The sequence below is a fragment of the Dolichospermum heterosporum TAC447 genome (genome assembly GCF_024584745.1).
GTDB lineage: Bacteria > Cyanobacteriota > Cyanobacteriia > Cyanobacteriales > Nostocaceae > Dolichospermum > Dolichospermum heterosporum.
Window position 1 is genome coordinate 4,539,487 of record NZ_CP099464.1, and the last position, 21,436, is coordinate 4,560,922.

At 38.3% G+C, this 21,436-nt stretch carries 25 protein-coding genes and 1 tRNA gene; 13 read left to right on the top strand and 13 right to left on the bottom strand.

Annotated elements, in window-relative coordinates:
• Positions 1–334: 334 nt before the first annotated feature.
• Entirely contained in the window at positions 335–1,987 is a 1,653-nt protein-coding gene (locus tag NG743_RS20530) for a DUF1565 domain-containing protein (protein WP_257120784.1), read from the top strand.
• Positions 1,988–2,066: 79 nt separating this feature from the next.
• Here the strand turns inward: NG743_RS20530 and NG743_RS20535 are convergent, their stop codons facing one another.
• Positions 2,067–2,330, bottom strand: coding sequence for a DUF3493 domain-containing protein (locus NG743_RS20535; RefSeq protein WP_027402040.1), 264 nt, complete (start codon positions 2,328–2,330; stop codon positions 2,067–2,069).
• A gap of 33 nt (positions 2,331–2,363) precedes the next feature.
• On the opposite strand from NG743_RS20535, the gene NG743_RS20540 reads away from it, so the two are divergent.
• A tRNA-Thr gene (locus tag NG743_RS20540) sits at positions 2,364–2,435 on the top strand.
• A gap of 293 nt (positions 2,436–2,728) precedes the next feature.
• Here NG743_RS20540 and NG743_RS20545 read toward each other — a convergent pair.
• The 3 genes from NG743_RS20545 to NG743_RS20555 all read right to left on the bottom strand — a co-directional run bounded on the left by NG743_RS20545 (position 2,729) and on the right by NG743_RS20555 (position 4,554).
• The gene (locus tag NG743_RS20545; RefSeq protein WP_257120785.1) at positions 2,729–2,863 is read right to left on the bottom strand and encodes a hypothetical protein; all 135 of its coding nucleotides are present in this window, start codon (positions 2,861–2,863) and stop codon (positions 2,729–2,731) included.
• A gap of 38 nt (positions 2,864–2,901) precedes the next feature.
• Positions 2,902–3,141 (bottom strand): type II toxin-antitoxin system VapC family toxin, encoded by a 240-nt coding sequence (locus NG743_RS20550; RefSeq protein ID WP_051424278.1) that lies wholly within the window; start codon positions 3,139–3,141, stop codon positions 2,902–2,904.
• A gap of 447 nt (positions 3,142–3,588) precedes the next feature.
• On the bottom strand, positions 3,589–4,554 hold the full coding sequence (locus NG743_RS20555; protein WP_257120786.1) for a pentapeptide repeat-containing protein: 966 nt from the start codon (positions 4,552–4,554) through the stop codon (positions 3,589–3,591).
• A gap of 149 nt (positions 4,555–4,703) precedes the next feature.
• Here NG743_RS20555 and NG743_RS20560 point away from each other — a divergent pair, with 149 nt between their 5' ends.
• The 5 genes from NG743_RS20560 to NG743_RS20580 all read left to right on the top strand — a co-directional run bounded on the left by NG743_RS20560 (position 4,704) and on the right by NG743_RS20580 (position 7,087).
• Positions 4,704–5,159, top strand: coding sequence for a DUF6978 family protein (locus tag NG743_RS20560; RefSeq protein WP_257120787.1), 456 nt, complete (start codon positions 4,704–4,706; stop codon positions 5,157–5,159).
• On the top strand, positions 5,159–5,947 hold the full coding sequence (locus NG743_RS20565; protein ID WP_257120788.1) for a DUF1828 domain-containing protein: 789 nt from the start codon (positions 5,159–5,161) through the stop codon (positions 5,945–5,947). The genes NG743_RS20560 and NG743_RS20565 overlap by 1 nt, the downstream gene beginning before the upstream one ends.
• Positions 5,948–5,978: 31 nt before the next feature.
• Positions 5,979–6,317, top strand: coding sequence for a XisI protein (locus NG743_RS20570; protein WP_257120789.1), 339 nt, complete (start codon positions 5,979–5,981; stop codon positions 6,315–6,317).
• Positions 6,318–6,348: 31 nt separating this feature from the next.
• The gene (locus NG743_RS20575) at positions 6,349–6,657 is read left to right on the top strand and encodes a type II toxin-antitoxin system HicB family antitoxin (protein ID WP_228044080.1); all 309 of its coding nucleotides are present in this window, start codon (positions 6,349–6,351) and stop codon (positions 6,655–6,657) included.
• A 166-nt stretch (positions 6,658–6,823) separates the two neighbouring features.
• Positions 6,824–7,087, top strand: a complete 264-nt coding sequence (locus NG743_RS20580) for a UPF0175 family protein (protein ID WP_193964900.1) — start codon at positions 6,824–6,826, stop codon at positions 7,085–7,087.
• A gap of 94 nt (positions 7,088–7,181) precedes the next feature.
• On the opposite strand, the gene rdgB is transcribed toward NG743_RS20580, so the two are convergent.
• The 3 genes from rdgB to NG743_RS20595 all read right to left on the bottom strand — a co-directional run bounded on the left by rdgB (position 7,182) and on the right by NG743_RS20595 (position 8,992).
• Positions 7,182–7,760, bottom strand: a complete 579-nt coding sequence (gene rdgB / locus NG743_RS20585; protein WP_257120790.1) for an RdgB/HAM1 family non-canonical purine NTP pyrophosphatase — start codon at positions 7,758–7,760, stop codon at positions 7,182–7,184.
• Positions 7,761–8,177: 417 nt separating this feature from the next.
• Complete coding sequence (locus tag NG743_RS20590) at positions 8,178–8,471, bottom strand: hypothetical protein (protein ID WP_027402037.1); 294 nt, start codon at positions 8,469–8,471, stop codon at positions 8,178–8,180.
• A 350-nt stretch (positions 8,472–8,821) separates the two neighbouring features.
• Positions 8,822–8,992 carry a CAB/ELIP/HLIP family chlorophyll-binding protein gene (locus tag NG743_RS20595; RefSeq protein ID WP_027402036.1) on the bottom strand — a complete coding sequence of 57 codons (171 nt, stop codon included), beginning with the start codon at positions 8,990–8,992 and terminating at the stop codon, positions 8,822–8,824.
• A gap of 250 nt (positions 8,993–9,242) precedes the next feature.
• Between NG743_RS20595 and ald the strand changes: the two genes are divergently transcribed.
• Positions 9,243–10,334, top strand: coding sequence for an alanine dehydrogenase (gene ald / locus NG743_RS20600; protein WP_027402035.1), 1,092 nt, complete (start codon positions 9,243–9,245; stop codon positions 10,332–10,334).
• Between the two features lie 95 nt (positions 10,335–10,429).
• Here the strand turns inward: ald and NG743_RS20605 are convergent, their stop codons facing one another.
• Entirely contained in the window at positions 10,430–10,819 is a 390-nt protein-coding gene (locus tag NG743_RS20605; protein ID WP_015083489.1) for an MAPEG family protein, read from the bottom strand.
• A 79-nt stretch (positions 10,820–10,898) separates the two neighbouring features.
• Between NG743_RS20605 and NG743_RS20610 the strand changes: the two genes are divergently transcribed.
• Positions 10,899–11,690: an ABC transporter ATP-binding protein gene (locus NG743_RS20610; protein ID WP_027402034.1), complete on the top strand. Its 792-nt coding sequence runs from the start codon at positions 10,899–10,901 to the stop codon at positions 11,688–11,690.
• A gap of 46 nt (positions 11,691–11,736) precedes the next feature.
• A complete protein-coding gene (locus NG743_RS20615; RefSeq protein WP_027402033.1) occupies positions 11,737–13,161 on the top strand; it encodes an MlaD family protein in 1,425 nt (474 codons plus the stop codon).
• Positions 13,162–13,269: 108 nt separating this feature from the next.
• Here NG743_RS20615 and NG743_RS20620 read toward each other — a convergent pair whose 3' ends face one another.
• Positions 13,270–13,566: a DUF3288 family protein gene (locus NG743_RS20620; protein ID WP_257122168.1), complete on the bottom strand. Its 297-nt coding sequence runs from the start codon at positions 13,564–13,566 to the stop codon at positions 13,270–13,272.
• A 244-nt stretch (positions 13,567–13,810) separates the two neighbouring features.
• Here NG743_RS20620 and NG743_RS20625 point away from each other — a divergent pair, with 244 nt between their 5' ends.
• The gene (locus tag NG743_RS20625) at positions 13,811–16,261 is read left to right on the top strand and encodes an ATP-dependent Clp protease ATP-binding subunit (RefSeq protein ID WP_027402031.1); all 2,451 of its coding nucleotides are present in this window, start codon (positions 13,811–13,813) and stop codon (positions 16,259–16,261) included.
• A gap of 153 nt (positions 16,262–16,414) precedes the next feature.
• On the opposite strand, the gene NG743_RS20630 is transcribed toward NG743_RS20625, so the two are convergent.
• A complete protein-coding gene (locus NG743_RS20630; RefSeq protein ID WP_027402030.1) occupies positions 16,415–16,756 on the bottom strand; it encodes a hypothetical protein in 342 nt (113 codons plus the stop codon).
• Between the two features lie 257 nt (positions 16,757–17,013).
• A complete protein-coding gene (locus NG743_RS20635; protein WP_027402029.1) occupies positions 17,014–18,381 on the bottom strand; it encodes a sensor histidine kinase in 1,368 nt (455 codons plus the stop codon).
• 80 nt (positions 18,382–18,461) lie between these two features.
• Here NG743_RS20635 and NG743_RS20640 point away from each other — a divergent pair, with 80 nt between their 5' ends.
• Both NG743_RS20640 and NG743_RS20645 read left to right on the top strand, forming a co-directional pair.
• A complete protein-coding gene (locus NG743_RS20640) occupies positions 18,462–19,154 on the top strand; it encodes a response regulator transcription factor (RefSeq protein ID WP_027402028.1) in 693 nt (230 codons plus the stop codon).
• A 228-nt stretch (positions 19,155–19,382) separates the two neighbouring features.
• Positions 19,383–19,694 (top strand): hypothetical protein, encoded by a 312-nt coding sequence (locus tag NG743_RS20645; protein WP_027402027.1) that lies wholly within the window; start codon positions 19,383–19,385, stop codon positions 19,692–19,694.
• A 204-nt stretch (positions 19,695–19,898) separates the two neighbouring features.
• Here the strand turns inward: NG743_RS20645 and NG743_RS20650 are convergent, their stop codons facing one another.
• Positions 19,899–20,426, bottom strand: a complete 528-nt coding sequence (locus NG743_RS20650) for a DUF2085 domain-containing protein (protein WP_257120791.1) — start codon at positions 20,424–20,426, stop codon at positions 19,899–19,901.
• A 43-nt stretch (positions 20,427–20,469) separates the two neighbouring features.
• Positions 20,470–21,267 (bottom strand): Uma2 family endonuclease, encoded by a 798-nt coding sequence (locus NG743_RS20655; RefSeq protein WP_027402025.1) that lies wholly within the window; start codon positions 21,265–21,267, stop codon positions 20,470–20,472.
• Positions 21,268–21,436 lie beyond the last annotated feature (169 nt).

Here is a 21,436-nt window from a genome sequence, read left to right on the forward strand (position 1 = left end):
AGCTGTTACACAGCTAAATTGTATAATCCTAATATTCTGAACTCTTGTTTAACAGGCAAGATGCCTGTTCCACTTATACAAATTAAATGCACAACAGGTTAGGACATCAATTATTTGTGTCAACGTACCGTAGATATTTATGAAACTCATCCCACAACAGGGTTTTAATCCTGACTCCTGACTCCTGCGATACATTATTTTTTTTTAATCAGAATTTTAGCTGCATAAGTCCTAATCATCAGGTATAGTTTGTTATAAGTTTTGCAGATAAATATCTGTTACACTGCACTCTTGTGAAAGTACCATAATTAAAAGCACATAATTCAGTAAAAAAATGAAAAATCAGGGTTTTCACATTTCTCGTTTATCTTTACAGACCAGTCTCACCGCTTTGTTATTAGTTGCCAGTAGTTCTACTCTCATACTTAGTCAACTTAAAGCTGGTGCGTCCCCAACTTTAACAGCCCAAGTACCAGCTAGTGGGACTGTCATTTACGTTAACTCTGTCACTGGAAAAGATACTTCTGGTAATGGAACTACAGAAGCCCCCTATAAAACTATCACTTTTGCCCTTTCTAAAGCTACAGCCGGGACGGTTGTTCAGGTTGCTCCTGGAAACTATAGTAAAGATAGTGGTGAAACATTCCCCCTTGTTCTCAATTCTGGAGTCACGCTTCAAGGTAATGAATCCAACAAAGGTGAAGGAATCGTCATTATCGGTGGTGGCTATTACACCAGTCGCACTTTTGCTAGACAGGACATTACCCTGTTAGCGAATAATGGCACTATCATTACAGGTTTAACTTTTACCAACCCGAATTCACGGGGAACGGCTGTATGGGTAGAATCCAGTAACCCTGTAATCAAAAATAGTACCTTTATTAACAGCATCCGAGAAGGGATTTTTGTGACAGGTACGGGAAATCCCCAAATCGAAAATAACATCTTCTTGAAAAATAAGGGCAATGGAATTTCCGTAACTAAATCGGCTCAAGGTGTGATTCGTGGCAACTTATTTCAAGATACTGGTTTTGGTGTAGCGATTGGTGGTAGTTCCACACCTTTATTAGAAAGTAACAATATCACCCAAAATACAGACGGTCTTTTTATCTCGGAAACTGCAAAACCCACACTCCGTAAAAATGCCATTCGCAGTAATAAACGAGATGGTATTGTCTCTACTATTAGTGCAGTTCCTAACTTGGGTACGAGTGAAAATCCTGGTGGTAATCTCATCCGTGATAATGCCCGTTATGACCTGAACAATGCTACTAAAGGCAAAATTGTCGCTATTGGTAACGATATCAACGAGAAACGGATTTTTGGTGCTGTGGATTTTGTCGCGGCTAAGGTGACTACACCTCCCGATAACAATACTGGGAATACTGGAAATACTGTAAATACTGCTTTTAAAGATGTACAAACAGGTTATTGGGCAAAAGCTTACATTGAAGCCTTAGCTTCTCAAAATATTATCGCTGGTTTTCCAGATGGTAGTTTTAAACCCAATGAACCTGTAACTCGCGCTCAATTTGCTGCCATTATCAATAAGGCTTTTAAACCTTCAGCAACACGCAAAGGCATTACTTTTAACGATGTCAAAAGCAATTATTGGGCTTATAGCGCCATTCAAACAGCTTCTAGTAGTCCGTTCCTGTCTGGTTATCCTGATTTAACCTTTAAACCAGAACAACAAATTCCTAGAGTGCAAGCAATAGTTGCTTTAGCTAATGGTTTGGGTTTAACTGCGAATACTCAGACTGTGATTAACTTCTATACTGATGCTAGTCAAATTCCCAGTTATGCAGTTAGTCCAGTAGCAGCCGCAACTTCACGGCAATTAGTCATTAACTATCCCACTGTTAAAGAACTTGCACCTCAGCGTCAAGCAACTAGAGCTGATATTGCGGCTTTTGTATATCAAGCCCTGGTTAATGCCGGTCGTGTTCAACCCATTAATTCTCCCTATTTGGTAACTGGTAAGTAGGTAGGGGTAGAGGGCAGGGGCAGGGGGCAGAGGGCAGGGGAGAAATAATATTTATTATCTTTCTTTTGTCTTTTGCCTCTCACTTCTTCTTTCTGTTTTCCCATTTCCAGAGGAGTACCATTAACCCAATTACTCCTAGCTGGATTGCAAAATTAGGCGCTGCTTGTTCAATATCGCGTCCTGCTAGGAGTTGAAAGAAGAAGACGAATGCACCAATAAAGCCAGAAGCACCGACACCAATATAGATAAATTGCCTTAACCCTCGATAGGGTGCGGCTACTTCGGCTTTGAGGCGTTGATATTGTTGCGGGTTGAGATTTTTTGGAGAATTTGGTTTTATCATCAATAAATTATGTTATGATGTGTGACTGTGTACGCCGATGTGGCTCAGGGGTAGAGCAACTGATTCGTAATCAGTAGGTCGTGAGTTCAAATCTCATCATCGGCTTTAAGTAATATATACTCTAAACGGCTTCGTCCTTTGATTCTATAGGTGGGGGTAAAGTAAAAGCTTATTGGTGTCAACTTAAGTTAAAAATGGCTTATCTGTTGCCTTCCACAACCGCCAGGGAATGAATTCCCTGTCTCATAGCTCAAGTCCATTGAAACAGACTAGTACACGGCGTAAGTGAATAAACCATTTTCAAGCCTTGTAATCAATCAAATTTTCAGAGATTTTAATGATCATGTTATTTACACCAACCTGCACTAGTACACTGCGGCGTAAATAAACCAACCATTCTAAATCCTCCAAAAGCCTATACTGTCTTCATTTTGACTTTTGACTTTTGACTTTTGACTTCCGCCTTGCGGTACTAGGTAATGAGAATCATAAGCAGCAGATAATTTGAGGGTTTTTGCTAGAGTTAGTGCCATTTCGTGAACTTGGGGAAATTGAGAACTTCCATAAAGAACTATCCCCAAATTAACGCATCTTGCAAAGCTTTTTTTGTCTCCTCAATGGTTAATAAATTTGCTTGATTCATGCGATGTAAAGCATTAGTGATTTCATAATAAAATAATGTGGGAGCAATAATAGTATCAGAATTTTGTTGCCAATTTTCCCATAGGTTGATAAATGGTGAATCCATAGATTTACTATTAATTAAGTTAATAGTAAAGCTGGCATCTACGCAAATTAGATAATTATTCATAGACTTTCAATAAATTGATTAATTCCTCATATCTTTCTTCTCCAACTTCTGAGATAATACTAGTAATTATATCTTGTAAAGATTGATTTTTAAGTCTAAGGAATAATTGTTGATATTTATTTGATCATAACGTAAGTTTCTTTATTTAACCCAATACTTGTCGGTTAAGCTCAAAAAAACCAAATTATGTAGGTTGGGTTGAGGAACGAAACCCAACATTTACAAGGCTTTGTTGGGTTTCACTTTGTTCAACCCAACCTACTGGTTTTACCGCTTCCTAAGAAGCCTGTGATGACGGTAACGGGGATTTTTGTAGCCATGTTTTGTGTGTGGTTTTGAATTCGATTTCAATTTTACCACAAGATCCAGATCCCCGACTTCTTAGATCAATTTACATTTTATTGACAAGATTAAAAAAGAAGTCGGGGATCTTCTTTATGCTTTATTTTAAGAATATCCAATTTCTATCATTTTGAAAAATTCCTGGACTACTTCATCAGGATTGTTATAACATCTTTCAGAATCAAATCTTTCTACAACTTTGATACCGTTTTTCTTGAAAATGCGTTCTCTTTCTTGTTCTTCTACTCTGCGTTCTGCGGTGTGAAAGGGTCCATCAACTTCTAAAACTCCCCATTTACCGTTATAACAAATGAGAAAATCAGCTTCTTTATTTGCTCTACCTTTGGGTGTCGTGAGTCGTGCTAAGGAGTTGGGTACAAATAAAACTCCAGTTCTGTCTAATGCTTCAGCAATTTTGATTTCTGTTTTTGATCGGAAACGTAGATTTTCCCAAGTATGAATTATTGAATTTGAATAAAATTGAACTCCTTGATTATTAAAAGTATTATCATTTTCGGGAGTTTTGCGTAAAATTAAATCTGTATTTTCTATAATCTTTTTATATAAACTGGTAAATTCTCCAGGTGCAAAATTACCGTTTATAGGTCGTCTTTCTGTCTTTTGCTCATCAAGATAAACATATTCACAAATTACACCATCTAAATCGGTTTCATGGGTAATATACCAATCTTTGATACAAGCACCTGTTAAAGTTGCATTGTGAAAATCTGTACCAATTATTTGGGACATTGCTAAATTAGCACCATACAGACTAGCCCAACTTAGGTTAGCCCAACTCAGGTCAGCCCAACTCAGGTCAGCCCAACTCAGGTCAGCCTGATACAGATCAGCCCAACTAAGATTAGCCCCAGTCAGATCAGCCCCACTCAGGTTAGCCTCACTCAGGTTAGCCTGATACAGTTTAGCCCCAAGCAAGTAAGCCCCACTCAGGTCAGTCCAAATCAGATTAGCCCAACTTAGGTCAGGGTTTATATCTAAATTTTCATATCTCCACTTATTCCAAACCCCTACCGCTTGCTTCAGTAGTGCTAAATGCTCTGGATTTGCCATAATCTAGTTTTTATACCTAAAATTGCCAATATTCGGATTTTAACCTAATTTCATTAAGTTTAATCAAAATAGCGATCGCATTTGGCGTTAACTAGGTTTTTTAGTGTTTTATATGACACAATAATTTATGTTGTGTTTTTTAGCTATTGATGTTAACTCAGGCAGAATTTGAGGAATTTATAAATGATACAACAAAACAAATTGATGGTGATATTTTATGGATTGAAGATGAAGACCATTCTCCTGCTGTAGAATTTCGTGTTGAACTTACCTCAAATCCTGGTTATCCCATTTTTGTTAAAGGTAGTTATAACTCGCTAACAGAAAAACTAACTTACGCACTCATCCATCGGGCTGCTGGTAGAATATATGCTTTGGATTTAGGACAAGATCATAAAAATCCTGATGGAAACCTAGTAGGAGAAAAACACAAGCATCGCTGGAGAGAGCCGTATCGAGATAAAGAAGCTTATGTTCCACCAGATATAACTGCTCCTGTCACCGATCCAGTCAAAGTATGGCAACAGTTTTGTCTAGAGTCGAAAATAAAGCATAATGGAATTATGCAAGATCCACCGCCATTACAGTTAGATTTATTCCTCTAATGTTAACCCCTTGCCAAGAAATTGCCAGAACGATTGGAGAGTTGTTTACCTGTTCAACGGTCAACGACTATATCCGTATACGTACCCCATTACTTTATCCTGATGGTGACGTTATTGATATATATCTAAAGGAAAAAGAGGGACAATATATCTTAACAGATTTAGGTGAAACTTTACGCTGGCTACGGATGCAAACTATATCTGAGAAAAGGTCAGAAAAGCAAGAAACGCTAATTCAAGATACACTATTAACTCATGGTGTTGAAAGATATAAAGGAATGTTAATAATTAGAATACAAGAAAATGAAAACTTAGCTTCTGCTGTCACAACTTTATCGCAAGCAGCATTTAGAGTTTCTGATATTTGGTTTACATTTAGAACTAGAGCTTTTGAGTCAATTATAGAAGAAGTAGCAGAATTTCTAACAGACAAACAAATACCTTTTGAACAAAATAAGAAATTTGCAGGACGTTCTGGGCGTTCCCGAAAAGTAGATTTTTGCACCGAATATCGCCAACACACATCATTAATTGATGTACTAAGTACAGCAAGTGTGACAGCAGGTAATAGTAGGGCTGATAATGTTTTTACTGTTTGGTCAGACCTTAGCTACCTTCAAGAAAGAAAGTACAAATTTATTTCATTATTTGACGATACCATAGACATTTGGAAACTTGAAAATATTACTCTTCTAGAACAAGTGTCTAATGTAGCATACTGGTCGCGCAAAGCTGAATTTCAAGAAATGCTCCTTACAAACAATACCCCATCACTTCCTCAAACCTAAACCCAAAAGAGGGATAGGAGGAGATAGTACAATGGATACCAAATTAAAATATCAACAAATCATCAAAAGCATATTAACAGAAACCGCCGAATATCGTGCTTCTATATCTGATGGTTATAACTCTCAAGTTTTATTTGATGATGAACATGGACGTTATTTAGTATTAGATATTGGTTGGAGTGGTGATCAATATCTACATACCACACCAATTCATGTAGATTTAATTGATCATAAAATTTGGATTCAATATGATGATACAGAAGAAGATATCACTAATGATTTCATAGCAGCAGGTGTTCCTGCACAGGATATTGTACTTGGTTTTCGTCATCCTAAAATCAGACAATATACAAACTTTGCTGTTAGTTAATAGTTCATTTTTTATCAGCAACTTCATAAAATTGATAAAACCATCCCTAGAATACTATTTAAACCTTCAATATACCGTCACTCTTTACCCTGACGCAGAAGAAGGTGGATATGTAGCAGAAATCAAAGATTTACCTGGATGTTTCACTCAAGGAGAAACCCTAGAAGAGACAATGACAAATATCAATGAAGCGCGGGAATTGTGGATAGAAACAGCTTATGAAGCGGGGGATAATATTCCTTTACCCAGTGAAAAAGATATCATAAATGATCCACTAGCTGAGTTTATTGGTTTGGTAGAAAATGGGAGTTTAGCGCAAAATATAGATCAAGAATTATAAGAAACTATGAACAAGACACTTTTACAACAAAATTAAATTAATATATATCTGTCACAATCAACCATATTATTATGACTAAAGTAAACCTAGTACAAAACGGCGTAAATAAACCAACCATTCTAAATCCTCCAAAGGCCTATACTGTCTTCATTTTGACTTTTGACTTTTGACTTTTGACTTCCGCCTTGCGGTACTAGACTTACCCCCAGAAGTATTTTCAGCCCGTCGTCTTTCCCCAGATGATTTTGTCCGTGATATGCGCCTAGCAGCAGCTATATTTTGGTATCAAAAAAACGAAATCTCTCAAGAAAAAGCCGCACAAATAGCCGGCTTAAACCGCCGTGATTTTATTTTATCCCTTTCCCGTCAGCAAATAGATGTGTTTTCTGTAGACTTTGATGATTTACAAGAAGAGTTAAATCGTGTCTGAAAAATCACTGAATGAAGCTATCAAGCCGGCAATTAATACCTCACCTTTAATTTATCTAACAATTGTTGAGACAGGGGGTTAAATTCTCAATTTATCAATTCACAACTTTTATTAACTGGGGAACTAAAGCTTTCAAAGCATTACCACGATGACTAATTGATTTTTTTAAATCCGTCGTCATTTGAGCAAAAGTCAATTGTTTATCTGGTACATAAAAAACCGGATCATAACCAAAACCACCATCTCCAGAAGGTGCAAACAAAATTTCTCCATGACAAATACCCTCAGATTGAATTACTATTTCTCCTTGAGGATTTGCAACTGCGATCGCACACACAAATTGAGCTTGGCGATTTTCCTGATCACCTAATTCTCTCAATAACCTCTCAATCCGTTCTGTATCCGTGTTCCCATAACGAGCAGAATACACCCCAGGCGCACCATTGAGGGTATCTACCTTTAAACCAGAGTCATCAGCGATCGCCCAATTACCTGTAGCTTTGGCAATTTCTGAGGCTTTCAGACAAGCATTTTCTGCAAAGGTTTCTCCCGTTTCTTCCACATCCAAATCTTCCGGTTTTAAAGCTAATTCCCAACCAGAATCGGCTAAGTAAGCTTGCATTTCCTTCAATTTTCCGGGGTTTCCTGTCGCTACTACGAGTAATTTGTTCATCAGTTGTTAGTTGTTAATAAAAAGGTAATTACAGCGGTTTCCGCTCTTATGAGCTACATCTTAGCCCCCTCATCGCTTGCGGGGAGGGGGTTGGGGGTGGGGTTCTTGTATTTCACTCAACCAAGAACCGCCATATCAAATTCTGAGATTATTTATGCTAAATTTTCCGAGAAATTGACTTTTTTATATAATTTGATTTCTTGGGTAGTAGTTTGTAGTTTCATCGGTCTATTTAGTAATAATTACTAATTGGATTTTACTTGATTTTGAATAGTTTGATAATCACTAAACTACAAAAACCGTAGGGGCGCAGGGTCTGCGCCCTAATTTATATTACGCCCTAATTTGTATTACAGTATATTGCAGGCAAAAGAGGTACAAATTCTCATCACAAAGCTTTGCACCTCAAGAGTTTTACTACTGACGGGGTTTCTTCTTGGAAGTCTTTAATACAGGTAAAGGGTCAGCGGAAGACTGAGGAGGTAAATAATATTGTGCAACAGGTTCTTCTGGTAAAGCCGGACGCTGCTGCATTCGCCATAATTTAAAGACGAGAGCTATTCCGGCTGTTCCTAAACCAAAGGTGAAAAGTGACCAACTATCATCCAAACCACCAATCAGCGCATCTATTGTTCCCACTGTTATCAATGCACTAATGATAGGTTCTTTGCGGTAGGCTGACTTTAAAAAACGAGGTAATACAGCATTCATCACAGCTTACTTAGTTCCAGATTAGATTTTTTGTATAAATTTACGCAGGGCATACCAGCTAAAATTTGTCTGTTTCATCAAAGGCAAATAGTAGCATGGACAATTGTAATTTCCTTTGGCAAAAAAGGGAGTACGGTAATTAACACCCACAGAAGTGATTGCTTTGAGGATCATTGCAGTTATTTCTATTGTACTAGGACTGAGGCAATAAGTTAATTTTAGGAAACAAGGTATGAGGACAAAAATCACCCAAAAACTAACGTAGAGACATTCCATAGAACATCTCCACACCCAATTCATACTTTATTAAACTATGCCACGCCAGCTATCAGTAACTTGAGATTAAAAGTCTACTTTAAACCGAGCCATGCAAGTACACCTTGATTGGTAACGTATTCAATTACTACCATTAAAATGAAGCCGATCATTGCCGCTCTGCCATTTAAACGTTCAGCATATTCATTAAAGCCAAATTTAGGTTCTTCTAATTTGGGGGTGATGGTTGGTTGTTGTTGTGTCATAATCAGTGATTCCTTTGTTGATAATTGGCAAACAAAAATTTACAGAGATTTTTCAAGTAAATTGCTGAAGATGGTCGTCGTTACTTAACAATTTTTAATTATTCTTTATCTATTGTAAGAAGACTGGCGGATTAGTCAAGGTGTAGCGTGAGGGAGAATAAAAATTTTGCATTTTGAATTACTGAATACGGAAATAATCAGCTAGGTACTGGCACGCTAAAGTGAAACAATCAAATATAAGAGGTTATCAATGGAAATTGGTGTTCCCAAAGAAACTAAAGATCAGGAATTTCGGGTAGGTTTAAGTCCTTCCAGTGTTCGGGTATTACGGGAAAATGGTAATAATATTTTTGTAGAAAGTGAAGCCGGTACTGGCGCGGGATTTACTGATGAAGACTACCGCAATGCTGGGGCAGAAATTGTCAATACTGCCGATGCTGCTTGGAATCGGGAGTTAGTTATTAAGGTAAAAGAACCTTTGGTGAGTGAGTATAAATTCTTGCAAAAGGAGCAGTTGTTATTTACTTATTTACATTTAGCGGCGAATCGCCAGTTAACAGAATATTTAATTGATTGTGGCACTTGTGCGATCGCTTATGAAACCGTAGAACAACCAGGAGCAAATAAACTTCCCCTACTCACACCCATGAGTATTGTTGCTGGTCGGTTAGCCGTACAATTTGGCGCAAGATTCCTAGAACGTCAACAAGGAGGCAGAGGCGTACTTTTAGGCGGTATCCCCGGAGTCAAAGCTGGTAAAGTCGTAATTTTAGGTGGTGGTGTCGTCGGTACAGAAGCCGCTAAAATCGCCGTCGGTATGGGTGCATTGGTGCAAATCTTAGATGTCAACGTGGAACGTCTATCTTACCTAGAAACCTTGTTTGGGTCGAGAGTAGAACTACTTTACAGCAACTCCGCCCATATTGAAGCCGCAGTCAAAGATGCCGATTTACTCATTGGTGCAGTCTTAATTCCTGGCAAAAAAGCCCCCATTTTAGTATCTCGTGAATTAGTTAAACAAATGCGCCCTGGTTCAGTGATTGTAGATGTTGCTGTTGATCAAGGTGGATGTGTAGAAACATTACATCCTACATCCCACACTAAACCAGTATACATAGATGAGGGAGTCGTACATTATGGTGTTCCTAATATGCCGGGAGCAGTGCCTTGGACATCCACGCAAGCCCTAAATAACAGTACCCTACCCTATACTGTCCAGTTAGCAAATCTGGGACTTAAAGCCTTAGACATGAACCCAGCCTTAGCAAAAGGTTTAAATGTCCAAAATCACCGTCTTGTACATCCTGCTGTGCAAGAGGTATTTCCTGATTTAGTTGGGTGAAACAAAATTAAACATATAGATCCAGTATGGGCGGACAGAATTCCGCCCTCTTCCTTTGCGTCTTTGCTCATTAGCGTATTTGCGCGAAACAAAAACTACTTCACCATAGATAAAATAATCCCCACCAGCGAACCAAGAATTAGCACGATACCGCTGAGAGAACTAATTGCAAAACCAGGACCGCGTTTTTCAGCAGCTTGATAATATCCCCAAGCATAAGCAATTCTTCCTACTATCCAAGCTGCACCGAGAGCAGAACCCCAAATAGGACTAACATAAATAGAAAACAACCATAAAGCCGGAATAAATAAAGCTAGTTGTTCCAAGGTATTTTGTTGTACCCTTAGCACTCTTTCAAAATCCAGGTTTCCTGTAGTCTGCGGTACAGGGACTTGATATTTAGCTCTAGCTATACCAACATTAATTGTCACCACAAAATATAGTATAAGTGCGGAAACAGTAACTAAACTAGGATAAGGAGACATAAACTTGAGTAAAATGGGAAAATAACGTGCTTTACAAAATATTATAGGTGACAGATGAGAATTTAATTACTAACTAGCAATGACAGAAACATTAGAACCATTAATTGAATTAAAAGGTATTTCTAAAACTTTTGGTAACAACAAGGTTTTAGATAATGTTGATTTAAAAATATACCGAGGACAAGCACTAGGGATAATTGGACCTTCGGGAACTGGTAAATCAACGGTTTTAAGGATTATAGCCGGATTATTAAAACCTGATGAGGGAGAAATTTATATTCAAGGAGTACGCAGAGAGGGTTTAATAGAAGATGCTGCTGATCCGGTGGGAATTGGCATGGTATTTCAGCAAGCGGCTCTATTTGACTCTTTGACAGTCGAAGAAAACATTGGATTTCTACTTTATCAACATTCTCGACTAAAGCGATCGCACATTCGGGAATTAGTCAATCAAAAATTAGAATTGGTAGGACTAGCAGATATTAGTCACCTTTACCCATCAGAACTTTCTGGAGGAATGCGAAAAAGAGTCAGTTTTGCTCGTGCTATTATGTCAAATCCTCAACGTCCTACAGATAGTCCAGAGGTTTTATTATACGATGAACCTACAGCCGGATTAGATCCCATTGCCTCAACGGTAATTGAGGACTTAATCCGTGACTTACAAAATACACAAGGAGTCTGTAGTACCTACTCCATTGTGACTCACCAAGAAAGCACTATTCGGCGGACATCCGATCAAATAGTATTTCTTTATCAAGGAAAAGTGCAATGGCAAGGTACAGTAGTTGCCTTAGATCATACAGAAAATCCCCTAATTAGACAATTTATGAGTGGAAGTGTACATGGACCAATTCAAGTAGTTGGTTAAGTACCAAATCAAGTTGCTGAGTTTAACGCTATCAGTGGAGGAATAAATGCGAGGTCTAATTAGCAGTTTCACGTCTGCACGCATGATGAGAGAAGGTTCTGTAGGATTGTTGCTCCTGGTGGGGTTAGGCGCATTTGGCACAATTTTACTGTGGTTAAATAGAATCACCCCTGGAGAAACTTCTTACAGAGCAATTATCGAATTTGCCAATGCTGGGGGAATGCAAAAGGGTTCAGTAGTCCGTTTTCGGGGTGTGAAAGTGGGAACTATCACCAAGGTTCAACCCGGAACAAATGCCATTGATGTGGAAATTCAAATTAACTCCCCTGATTTAATAATTCCCAGTAATTCCCTCATTGAAGCTAATCAAAGTGGATTAATTAGCGAAAATATTATTGAAATTACTCCCAAAGGATATTTACCAGGGAAGTTATCTGCCAAACCTCTAGATAAAGACTGTAATTCTAGCTTGATTATTTGTAATGGTTCTCGCTTAAGAGGGACAATTGGCATCAGTGTAGATGAACTGATGCGTCAATCAACTATTTTTGCGGCTCAATATAGTAACGAAAAGTTCTATAAAAACGTGAATCGCACCTTAGAAACCTCGGCTAATGCTGCTGCTAATATCGCCGATTTAAGTAAGGATTTACAGGATTTGAGCAAAACCTTCAAAGGACAAATAAGTGTATTTTCTGGTACGGCATCTACATTACAACGCTCTACAGCCCAATTAACTACAACTGCTACCAAAACCGCAGATCAATTAGGGACAACAGCTAAGGATTTTAGTATTACAGCTAAACAAGCAAATCGCTTACTAACAAATTTAGACAATCTCATCACTACCAATCGTTCTTCTTTAGTTGGTACTTTAAATAGTATGACGGAGACCAGTAATCAACTTCGTCAAACAGTTACAAGTTTATCCCCTGCCATTAATCGCTTAACTCAAGGACAATTATTAACCAATTTAGAAACCCTATCGGCAAATGCAGCCGAAGCTTCTGTGAATTTAAAAGATGCCTCTAAAACTTTAAATGATCCAAAAAACATTGTTTTATTGCAACAAACCTTAGATGCGGCGAGAGCAACATTTGAAAATACCCAAAAAATCACCGCTGATTTAGATGAATTAACAGGCGATCCTAAGTTTCGTCAAAATATGCTGCGATTGGTAAATGGTCTGAGTAAATTAGTTTCTTCTGGCAAAGATATTCAGGAAAAAACCAAGGTAGCTGTAACTCTAGATGGTCTCAAAGCTGATGCTAATCAGTCAAAGGTAGTAATTACCGCATCTGTTCCTCAAAAACAAATATTAGTGATAAATTCCCAACCCAAAATAGTGGAGAAGGTGGAAACAACCCCCGCACCAGTCCCAGAACCACCCAATTTATCCCAAGAACAACTCCTCCAGCAACTTAGAGAATATCGAGAGAAGGGAATAGGGAATAGGGAACAGGAGAAGTAGGGGGAGTGGGGGGAGTGGGGGGAGTGAGGGGAGTGGGGGAGTGGGGGGAGTGGGGGGAGTGGAGGAAAAATAACAACTGACCAATGACTAATGACTAATGACTAATGACTAATTCCAATCCTGCTCATCCTTTTTGCCACGACTTTTGTAAACTCCGCCTGTATCATGAATTTGACGGGTTTTGGCAAATAGTTCAGCTTCAGTTAAACCCCAGCGTTGCAAAACTTTATCTAAGTTGCTTTGAATGTCTCGCGCTCCTGGGAAACCTTGATAGCGAATTTTTAGTCTAGCTAATTCCGATAAATTGTAATCGTTTGCGTCTTGAGCGAGTAAAATATCAATAAGGGGGCGATCGCGGTTGTAGAGTGGATGTTGTTGGTCTTTACCACCGGGCATTTCTGTCATCATTAATACCTGTACGAAGTTAGCAATCCATCAACAACTCAAGATTAAAAATCTCGACCATTGCTAATTATCCAGCATAATCTAGTGAATGACGGCAACTACGCCTTGTCACTTACGGCTCTCACTACTGCCATTCAGCTTAAAATAAAGATACATTATCTTTAAGAAAATACAAGAAACTTTAGATGAGGGTGAACTTAATATCTCACCCAAAGTCCAAGCAGCACGAGGGAAAGAACCCGCTATGTTTGAACACTTCACTTCCGAAGCCATTAGGGTAATCATGTTAGCTCAGGAGGAAGCACGACGACTGGGACACAATTTTGTAGGAACAGAACAAATTCTCCTGGGTTTAATGGGAGAAGGAACAGGTGTTGCTGCTAAAGTGTTGACTGAGTTGGGTGTTACCCTGAAAGAATCCCGTCGGGAAGTAGAAAAAATAATTGGCCGGGGTTCTGGGTTTGTCCCACCGGAAATTCCTTTTACCCCGAAAGTAAAAAGCCTGTTTGAGCAATCTTTCCGAGAAGCTCACGGTCTTGGACATAATTACATAAACACTGAACACTTATTATTAGGTTTAACGGAGGCTGGTGAAGGAGTCGCCGCCAAAGTATTACAAAATCTAGGAGTGGATTTACCAGTTATCCGTTCGGCTGTGATGAGCCGATTGGGTGAAGATACAGCGGTTGTCACTGGTGGTAGAAGTAATTCCCAGCGCAATCAAAATCTATCTATAGAGGAGTTTGGCAGAAACCTTACCAAACTGGCTCAGGAGGGCAGACTAGACCCAGTAGTCGGTCGCCAGCTAGAAATTGAAAGAACGGTGCAAATTCTCGGTCGGAGAACCAAAAATAACCCAGTTTTAATTGGTGAGCCAGGTGTGGGGAAAACAGCGATCGCTGAAGGTCTAGCGCAACGCATTGTCAATCAAGACGTTCCCGAAATTTTACTTGATAAACAAGTAATTAGTTTGGATATGGGGTCTGTAGTGGCGGGAACTCGCTTCCGAGGTGAATTTGAGGAACGCCTCAAAAAAATCATGGAGGAAGTCCGCACCGCAGGGAACATCATCTTAGTGATTGATGAAATTCATACCTTAGTCGGTGCAGGTGGCACAGAAGGCGGTTTAGATGCAGCTAATATCCTCAAACCGGCTCTAGCCCGGGGAGAACTCCAGTGTATTGGTGCGACCACATTAGATGAATATCGTCAACACATCGAACGGGATGCGGCTCTGGAGCGGCGGTTTCAGCCAATTTTGGTAGGAGAACCATCAGTAGCAGAAACTATTGATATTCTTTATGGTTTACGCGGTGCTTACGAACAACATCATAGAGTTAATATTACTGATGAAGCGGTAATTGCGGCGGCTGAATTGGCAGATCGTTATATTAGTGATCGCTTTCTACCCGACAAAGCCATTGACTTAATTGATGAAGCCGGTTCTCGTGTCCGCTTGCGTCACTCCCACATTGCCAAAAACAAGGAACTCAAACGAGAATTAACCACCGCCATCAAAGCCAAATCAGAAGCCATCAGAACTCAAGATTTTGGCAAAGCTGGTAAATTGCGGATACAAGAATTAGAACTGCAAGCCAGACTTGATGTAGAAGAAAATCAAGAAACCGTTAACTCTCCCCTCGTCAACGAAGAAGACATCGCCCAAATTGTCGCTTCTTGGACAGGTGTTCCCGTCAACAAACTGACTGAATCTGAATCAGAGTTACTTTTACATCTTGAAGACACCTTACATACAAGACTCATCGGTCAAGAACAAGCAGTTACAGCCGTTTCCCGCGCTATTCGTCGCGCCCGTGTCGGCTTAAAAAGTCCTAATCGTCCTATTGCCAGTTTTATCTTCTCCGGACCAACCGGTGTAGGTAAAACCGAATTAGCCAAAGCCTTAGCTGCTTACTTCTTCGGTTCAGAAGAATCAATGGTGCGTTTAGATATGTCCGAATACATGGAAAGCCACAACGTTTCCAAGTTGATTGGTTCACCTCCAGGTTATGTAGGATACGACGAAGGCGGACAATTAACGGAAGCTGTGCGTCGCAAACCCTATACAGTGCTACTATTCGACGAAATCGAAAAAGCGCATCCCGATGTATTCAATATGCTGCTGCAAATCTTGGATGACGGTCATCTTACGGATGCCAAAGGTCGGAAGGTAGACTTCAAGAACACATTAATTATCTTGACATCTAATATCGGTTCTAAGGTAATTGAAAAAGGTGGTAGCAGCTTAGGGTTTGAATTTGATAATCACGCAGACGCTAGTTATCATCGCATTCGTAACCTAGTTAACGAAGAACTCAAAGCATATTTCCGTCCCGAATTCCTCAACCGGGTGGATGATATTATCGTCTTCACTCAACTCAACAAAGATGAAGTCAAGCAAATTGCTGAAATCATGCTGCGTGATGTTGGTAGTCGCCTCAAAGATAAGAACATCACCTTAGAAGTGACTGAAGCCTTTAAAGAGAAGGTTGTACAGGAAGGTTATGACCCCAGCTACGGTGCTAGACCATTACGCCGTGCTATTATGCGTCTCTTGGAAGATTCTTTGGTTGAAGCGATCTTATCTGGGGAAATTGCAGATGGAGATAAGGCTATTGTTGATGTAGACGATGATGGACAGGTAAAAGTCAGAAAATCGGAAACCCGTGAGTTGTTATTAACTAACGTTGGTTAATTACGGATTTCTACAATATTGGTAATTTATTTGGTGGGTAACTTTATTGTTAACCCACCTTTTTTTATGGGTTTTTTATAGAAGAATATGGACTAATTGAACTTACCTGCTGTGTCATCATCAAGAATCACTCCAGGACTAACGGAATATAAATTAACTCGTAAGTTTCAACGCAGCGGCTAAAATATTATCATCAGATTCTATCTCATCTAAATTATCTACCTTCATTTGTTGCATAATTTGACGATGAGTGATTTCATATTGAGCATCTACTAAAGTACGTGCTATTTGATAGGTGATTTTTTGCCAATCTTCAGGTGAAGCTATTATTTCTATATGCTGCAATGCTGTATAAGCCTCTGCTGGTAGCTTTAGTAAAAACTTTAAAGCTAAATTAATATTTGGCGTTGGTGTTTGTTCAGCTATTTTAGATAAATCTATCATCACCCCATCAGTTTCTTTATCAGAGTAAGTCAATCTAGTTTCTTCAGACATATAAATTCCTCGTGAACTTTGTGGTATAATAAAAACTGTATTTTTTCTCAATTTAGAAATTGCTAAGATTAAGTACACCTAACTATATATTCATTAATAAATTATTTTTATTAAGTTAAATCTTATTTTAAAATGCTCCAACCACAAAATTTAATACAATAAATTACCCAATTTTGTGGGATGGGCATCCTGCCCGTCCTTGATGATTAGCAGGCAATTCGTCCCGCACCACAAGAAATTTTTGGGTATTTTTTTAATTAGAAGTCCCTTAGAGGAATTTTTACAGTAAAAGTTGTTCCTACTCCAACTTTACTTTCCACCAAAATTTCTCCCTGGTGTCTTTCTACACACTTCTTAACAATTGGTAATCCTAACCCAGTGCCGACAATACCTTCAACATTTTGAGATCGAAAAAAAGGTTCATAAAGCCTAGCCTGTTCCGCTGGAGAAATGCCTATACCTTCATCTATCACCTGAAAGATAGTAGTATCTGGTTGAGAATTTAAAACTAAGGATATACTACCTCCAGATGACGAATATTTGATGGCATTTAAAAGCAAATTACTAAGAATAGAGTACAACAATTTTTCATCTAGATTAGCACGAAAAGATTGACCATCCTTGATGAACTTTATAATATGATTTGTGTGACTAAACATCTGCACATCTTCCAGCAGATTCAAACAAAAGTTTTCCACATTGATTAATTGAGGTTTATAATCTAGTTCACCTGCTTCGGCTCTAGTCAAAGTTAATATATCTGTTAATAAGTGATTAATCAACTTTGCTGAAGACTGAATGCGATCAAGATTTTTTAATTCCTTTTTATCCACTAAATCCAGCAGAATTTCCCGTAATAACTGAGATGAAAGCAATATTACACTTAAAGGTGTACGAAATTCATGGGAAATCATAGAAAATAGCTGAACCTTTAATTCACCAATTTTTTTTTCTTGAGCAAGGGAAGCTTCCAAGGATTTAATCTGTTCTTGTTTTACTCCTTGACGCTCGATGATAAAACATAAACTGCAAATCACAACCAGGCTTAAAATAGTTCCTATTATTTCCATGATTATTCGTAAGTGAATACTCTGTTGCGACTGCTTGAGAGAACTTTCTAGGAAACCTTGTTCCTCAGTTTGAATATTTATAATAATAGGTATAATTTTTTCTCTTAAATTAACACTGATTTCTGTAATATTAGTTTGCTGTTGTAATGCAGTTCTATCTTGTTGATAAAGTTGTATTGATTCTTCTAAAAGAGATAATCTTTGATTAACCAATGATTTTAAACTGGCAAATCTCTGTTTTTGATTGATATTATTATGGATTTGAGTTTCTAATAAACTGACCTTAGTTTTTATATTATTTATGGCATTTTCATAACGCTCTAAATCTTGCCTACTTCCCAAAAATATATACCCTCTTCGTGCTGATTCAGCTACTGTCATAGCCGCATATAAATCAGTCAAAGTATTGAGAGTTTGATAAGTATGCTGAACTTGATTAGCATTTTCCTTAATTTCGGTAGTGTTATTAAATGAAGCGAAGGTAACTAGCACCATTAGCGATATAGCTAAAGAAACTCCAGCCGCAATCCATTTTCCTGAAATATACGATTTCATAAATTATCCATTTATTTATTTATCAAGTCAATTTAAGTTAATATTTCCCTCATTACCTCTAGTTGAATAAGGGATAAATTATGCGAATTCTGATAGTTGAAGATGATACTCAACTGGCAGAAGCACTTACAGAAGCTTTAACCAGAAGACAGTATGTAGTTGATGTTGCTAAAGATGGAGAAGCAGCTTGGCACGCAACAGAGTCAATGAAATATGATTTAGTAGTGCTAGATGTAACTTTGCCAAAGCTAGATGGAATCAAGTTTTGTCAACGGTTACGGAATACTAGCACGAACAATCCAGCATACAGAAACTCGACAGCACCAGTATTAATGTTAACAGCCCGTGATACTGTAGCTGATAAAATTACTGGTTTAGATGCCGGTGCAGATGATTATGTCGCAAAACCATTTGATCTAGAAGAATTAATGGCTCGCATACGTGCTTTACTTAGACGAGGTAGTACTGCCAGTACAATCAGTTTATCTTGGGGAAAGTTAGCCTTAAATCCTAGCACTTACGAGACAACTTATGACGGTCATCTTATCTCCTTAACTCCTAAAGAGTATGCAATTTTGGAATTGCTAGTTGCAAATGGTAGAAGGGTTTTGAGCCGCTCTAGTATTATTGAGCAAGTTTGGTCTGTTGATGACTCTCCGGTAGAGGAAACCGTAAGGTCTCATATTAAGTCTCTTCGGCAAAAATTAAGACTCTTAGGCGCATCTGAAACTTTGGTTGAAACAGTTCATGGTTTGGGATATCGTCTCAACTAATACAAATTATTTGTGAATTTGCGCTTAATATTACCAATAATAGATAGGATTCATAAGATTTTCAATTTCCAGAATGGTTGATTTATAGAAAAATAGGCTCACCATCATCATACAGCCCCCTATAAGATTTTATCTACACAAATTCTGCACAAATTCTGCACGCTAACTGCATATAGAGGTTGTATTCTGATAGTGAAGATAATTTTTAAGCCAATAAAGAGTTTATCAATGGAATGGAAAGATCTATATTTTGGCTGGTTAATTGAATTAATACCTTTATCACAAGGTTATATATTCAAATGCTGGATGTCTAATGAAGAAATAGGGATTAGCAATAACCATATTTATCCTAGTTTATCTCAGGCAATGATGGCAGCTAGGACAAGAGCAAAAATCGAATCTGTTAGGTTAGTGCTGATTAGTTTCTTAAATGAATACCACGACAACCACAACTTAACTACGCAAGAATATAAGGATCTAAAAAATTCAATTTCTGAATTCGCTACTGTTGCTAGTCAATTAAAAATGCAGGACTATTAAACTAAAGCGATGAATCAGACAATTATTGATTATTAGGAGAAGCGAAACAACGCTTTACCACCTATCTTCAAATAATAATCAATTCTTAAAAGATTTTAGTAGTTATGCAGGGTGCATAGCTTAAATAAATTTTTTTGCATCAAAGAGAGAGAGTAGAAAATGTTAACAAACATTATGTATAGACTTGGACGTGGAAGTGGTAGGCTAGTTATTATGAATTTTTGCATTTGTTGACCGATACAAAATCGGCATAGTAAATAAACCCCAAGCCAAACCAGTAATCAAACCAAAAGGTGTAACAATATAATTATCAAAATCCCACAAACTAAAAATCTGCGCTGCTAGTTCCAACGGATAAGCCATCATCAATATACTAGCAAAAGCCGCACCAATCCAACCATATTGACTTAACCAAAAAGCACCTTTACCATTAGTTACCGCATACAAAATTCGAGTAATTAATAGCCCTGTCACTGTGCCATAGCAGCGCATACAAACTGCCATAATAAAAGGTGGTGCTAACTCCAAACCCATAGTAGGCTGCGGACATACATGATTACCCATAAAGTAGATAATGTCCGCAATCCCCGGAAGCAAAAACACACCAGACGCAGCCAAAAAAGGAGCAATAGGGGGACCCAAAACCATACCAGCTAACAGGAAATCAGCAAAAAAACTCACCCCATTAACTTGTTTAAACTGTAAATCCCTTGACAAAATAGCCCTTTCCATATTCTCTCTGTGTCCTCTGTGCCTCTGTGGTTCGTTTATTTAATTATAAATCATCATCTGGATTTATACCCATTTCTCGTAGACGTGCTGCTAATTTTGCAGCTTTGAGTTCTGCTTGTTCAGCCCTTTGTTGTTGTTGTTCAGCCCTTAATTTTTGTAATTGGGCTTCTTCTTGACCTACCAATAACAAATTACCATCTAAATCCCACCAGCGCAGCCAAAGTTGTTCAGGATTATTTAAGTAACTTCCTTGCCATAGTCCCAATTCTACACCTAATGGCGCAATAAGATAATGTCCACGTTCGTTAGGCTGCATTTTTTGGTAAGAAAAATCTACCAAGTGATAAACCTCTAATTTATCATTATTAACTTCATAGATGGCATAATAGGGAACACGGATAATACGTTCATATACCCAGAATTTACCAGGTTTTTCACCTCCCTGTAAACCCGCTAGAGGGGTTGAATCTTTTTCTTCTTCACCATTACCACTGGCTAATTCTATAACAATTAATGGAGGAATATATTCCCGCCATAAAACATAGGAACGGCGAATTTTACCATCTAATCTTGGTGCTACATCAGGGACATAAAACCAATCTGGTGCTACTGTACCTTTTTCTGGTGGTTCAGTTTCGCGCCAATAAATCCCACAATCTTGACCTATACAAAATTGTCCGTCGGGATGTTTTTTTTGTAAAGTTTGAATTATGGAATCTGTGATAATTATGCTTTGGGGATGTTCTTGAAAGTTTTTCACAAACGTACCATCAGACTCTGGTAGTTGAGTATGATCAGGAAACTGCGGTGGTATAGCAATATCAGCCAGGGTTTCACTCATACTATTTAAAAGATTACAGTTGTTTATTTAGTATTATATATACTGAAAACGGTTTATAGTTTAACCAAATATAGAACCCCTCTGGTAAACCTCTCCCCGCACCCCTCCCTGACCCTCCCCTACAAGGGAGGGAAAAGGAGCAGCTTTTATAATTGGAGAGGCTTTGAGC

Coding starts and splice junctions, on each gene's coding strand:
- NG743_RS20655 (WP_027402025.1), bottom strand. CDS start 21,267: ATGAGTGAAACCCTGGCTGATATTGCTATACCACCGCAGTTTCCTGAT.
- NG743_RS20630 (WP_027402030.1), bottom strand. CDS start 16,756: ATGTCTGAAGAAACTAGATTGACTTACTCTGATAAAGAAACTGATGGG.
- NG743_RS20605 (WP_015083489.1), bottom strand. CDS start 10,819: ATGTCTCCTTATCCTAGTTTAGTTACTGTTTCCGCACTTATACTATAT.
- NG743_RS20640 (WP_027402028.1), top strand. CDS start 18,462: ATGCGAATTCTGATAGTTGAAGATGATACTCAACTGGCAGAAGCACTT.
- NG743_RS20565 (WP_257120788.1), top strand. CDS start 5,159: ATGTTAACCCCTTGCCAAGAAATTGCCAGAACGATTGGAGAGTTGTTT.
- NG743_RS20555 (WP_257120786.1), bottom strand. CDS start 4,554: ATGGCAAATCCAGAGCATTTAGCACTACTGAAGCAAGCGGTAGGGGTT.
- NG743_RS20615 (WP_027402033.1), top strand. CDS start 11,737: ATGCGAGGTCTAATTAGCAGTTTCACGTCTGCACGCATGATGAGAGAA.
- NG743_RS20625 (WP_027402031.1), top strand. CDS start 13,811: ATGTTTGAACACTTCACTTCCGAAGCCATTAGGGTAATCATGTTAGCT.
- NG743_RS20645 (WP_027402027.1), top strand. CDS start 19,383: ATGGAATGGAAAGATCTATATTTTGGCTGGTTAATTGAATTAATACCT.
- rdgB (WP_257120790.1), bottom strand. CDS start 7,760: ATGAACAAATTACTCGTAGTAGCGACAGGAAACCCCGGAAAATTGAAG.
- NG743_RS20620 (WP_257122168.1), bottom strand. CDS start 13,566: ATGACAGAAATGCCCGGTGGTAAAGACCAACAACATCCACTCTACAAC.
- NG743_RS20650 (WP_257120791.1), bottom strand. CDS start 20,426: ATGGAAAGGGCTATTTTGTCAAGGGATTTACAGTTTAAACAAGTTAAT.
- NG743_RS20610 (WP_027402034.1), top strand. CDS start 10,899: ATGACAGAAACATTAGAACCATTAATTGAATTAAAAGGTATTTCTAAA.
- NG743_RS20635 (WP_027402029.1), bottom strand. CDS start 18,381: ATGAAATCGTATATTTCAGGAAAATGGATTGCGGCTGGAGTTTCTTTA.
- NG743_RS20545 (WP_257120785.1), bottom strand. CDS start 2,863: ATGGCACTAACTCTAGCAAAAACCCTCAAATTATCTGCTGCTTATGAT.
- NG743_RS20530 (WP_257120784.1), top strand. CDS start 335: ATGAAAAATCAGGGTTTTCACATTTCTCGTTTATCTTTACAGACCAGT.
- NG743_RS20560 (WP_257120787.1), top strand. CDS start 4,704: ATGTTAACTCAGGCAGAATTTGAGGAATTTATAAATGATACAACAAAA.
- NG743_RS20595 (WP_027402036.1), bottom strand. CDS start 8,992: ATGACACAACAACAACCAACCATCACCCCCAAATTAGAAGAACCTAAA.
- NG743_RS20590 (WP_027402037.1), bottom strand. CDS start 8,471: ATGAATGCTGTATTACCTCGTTTTTTAAAGTCAGCCTACCGCAAAGAA.
- NG743_RS20535 (WP_027402040.1), bottom strand. CDS start 2,330: ATGATAAAACCAAATTCTCCAAAAAATCTCAACCCGCAACAATATCAA.
- ald (WP_027402035.1), top strand. CDS start 9,243: ATGGAAATTGGTGTTCCCAAAGAAACTAAAGATCAGGAATTTCGGGTA.
- NG743_RS20570 (WP_257120789.1), top strand. CDS start 5,979: ATGGATACCAAATTAAAATATCAACAAATCATCAAAAGCATATTAACA.
- NG743_RS20550 (WP_051424278.1), bottom strand. CDS start 3,141: ATGAATAATTATCTAATTTGCGTAGATGCCAGCTTTACTATTAACTTA.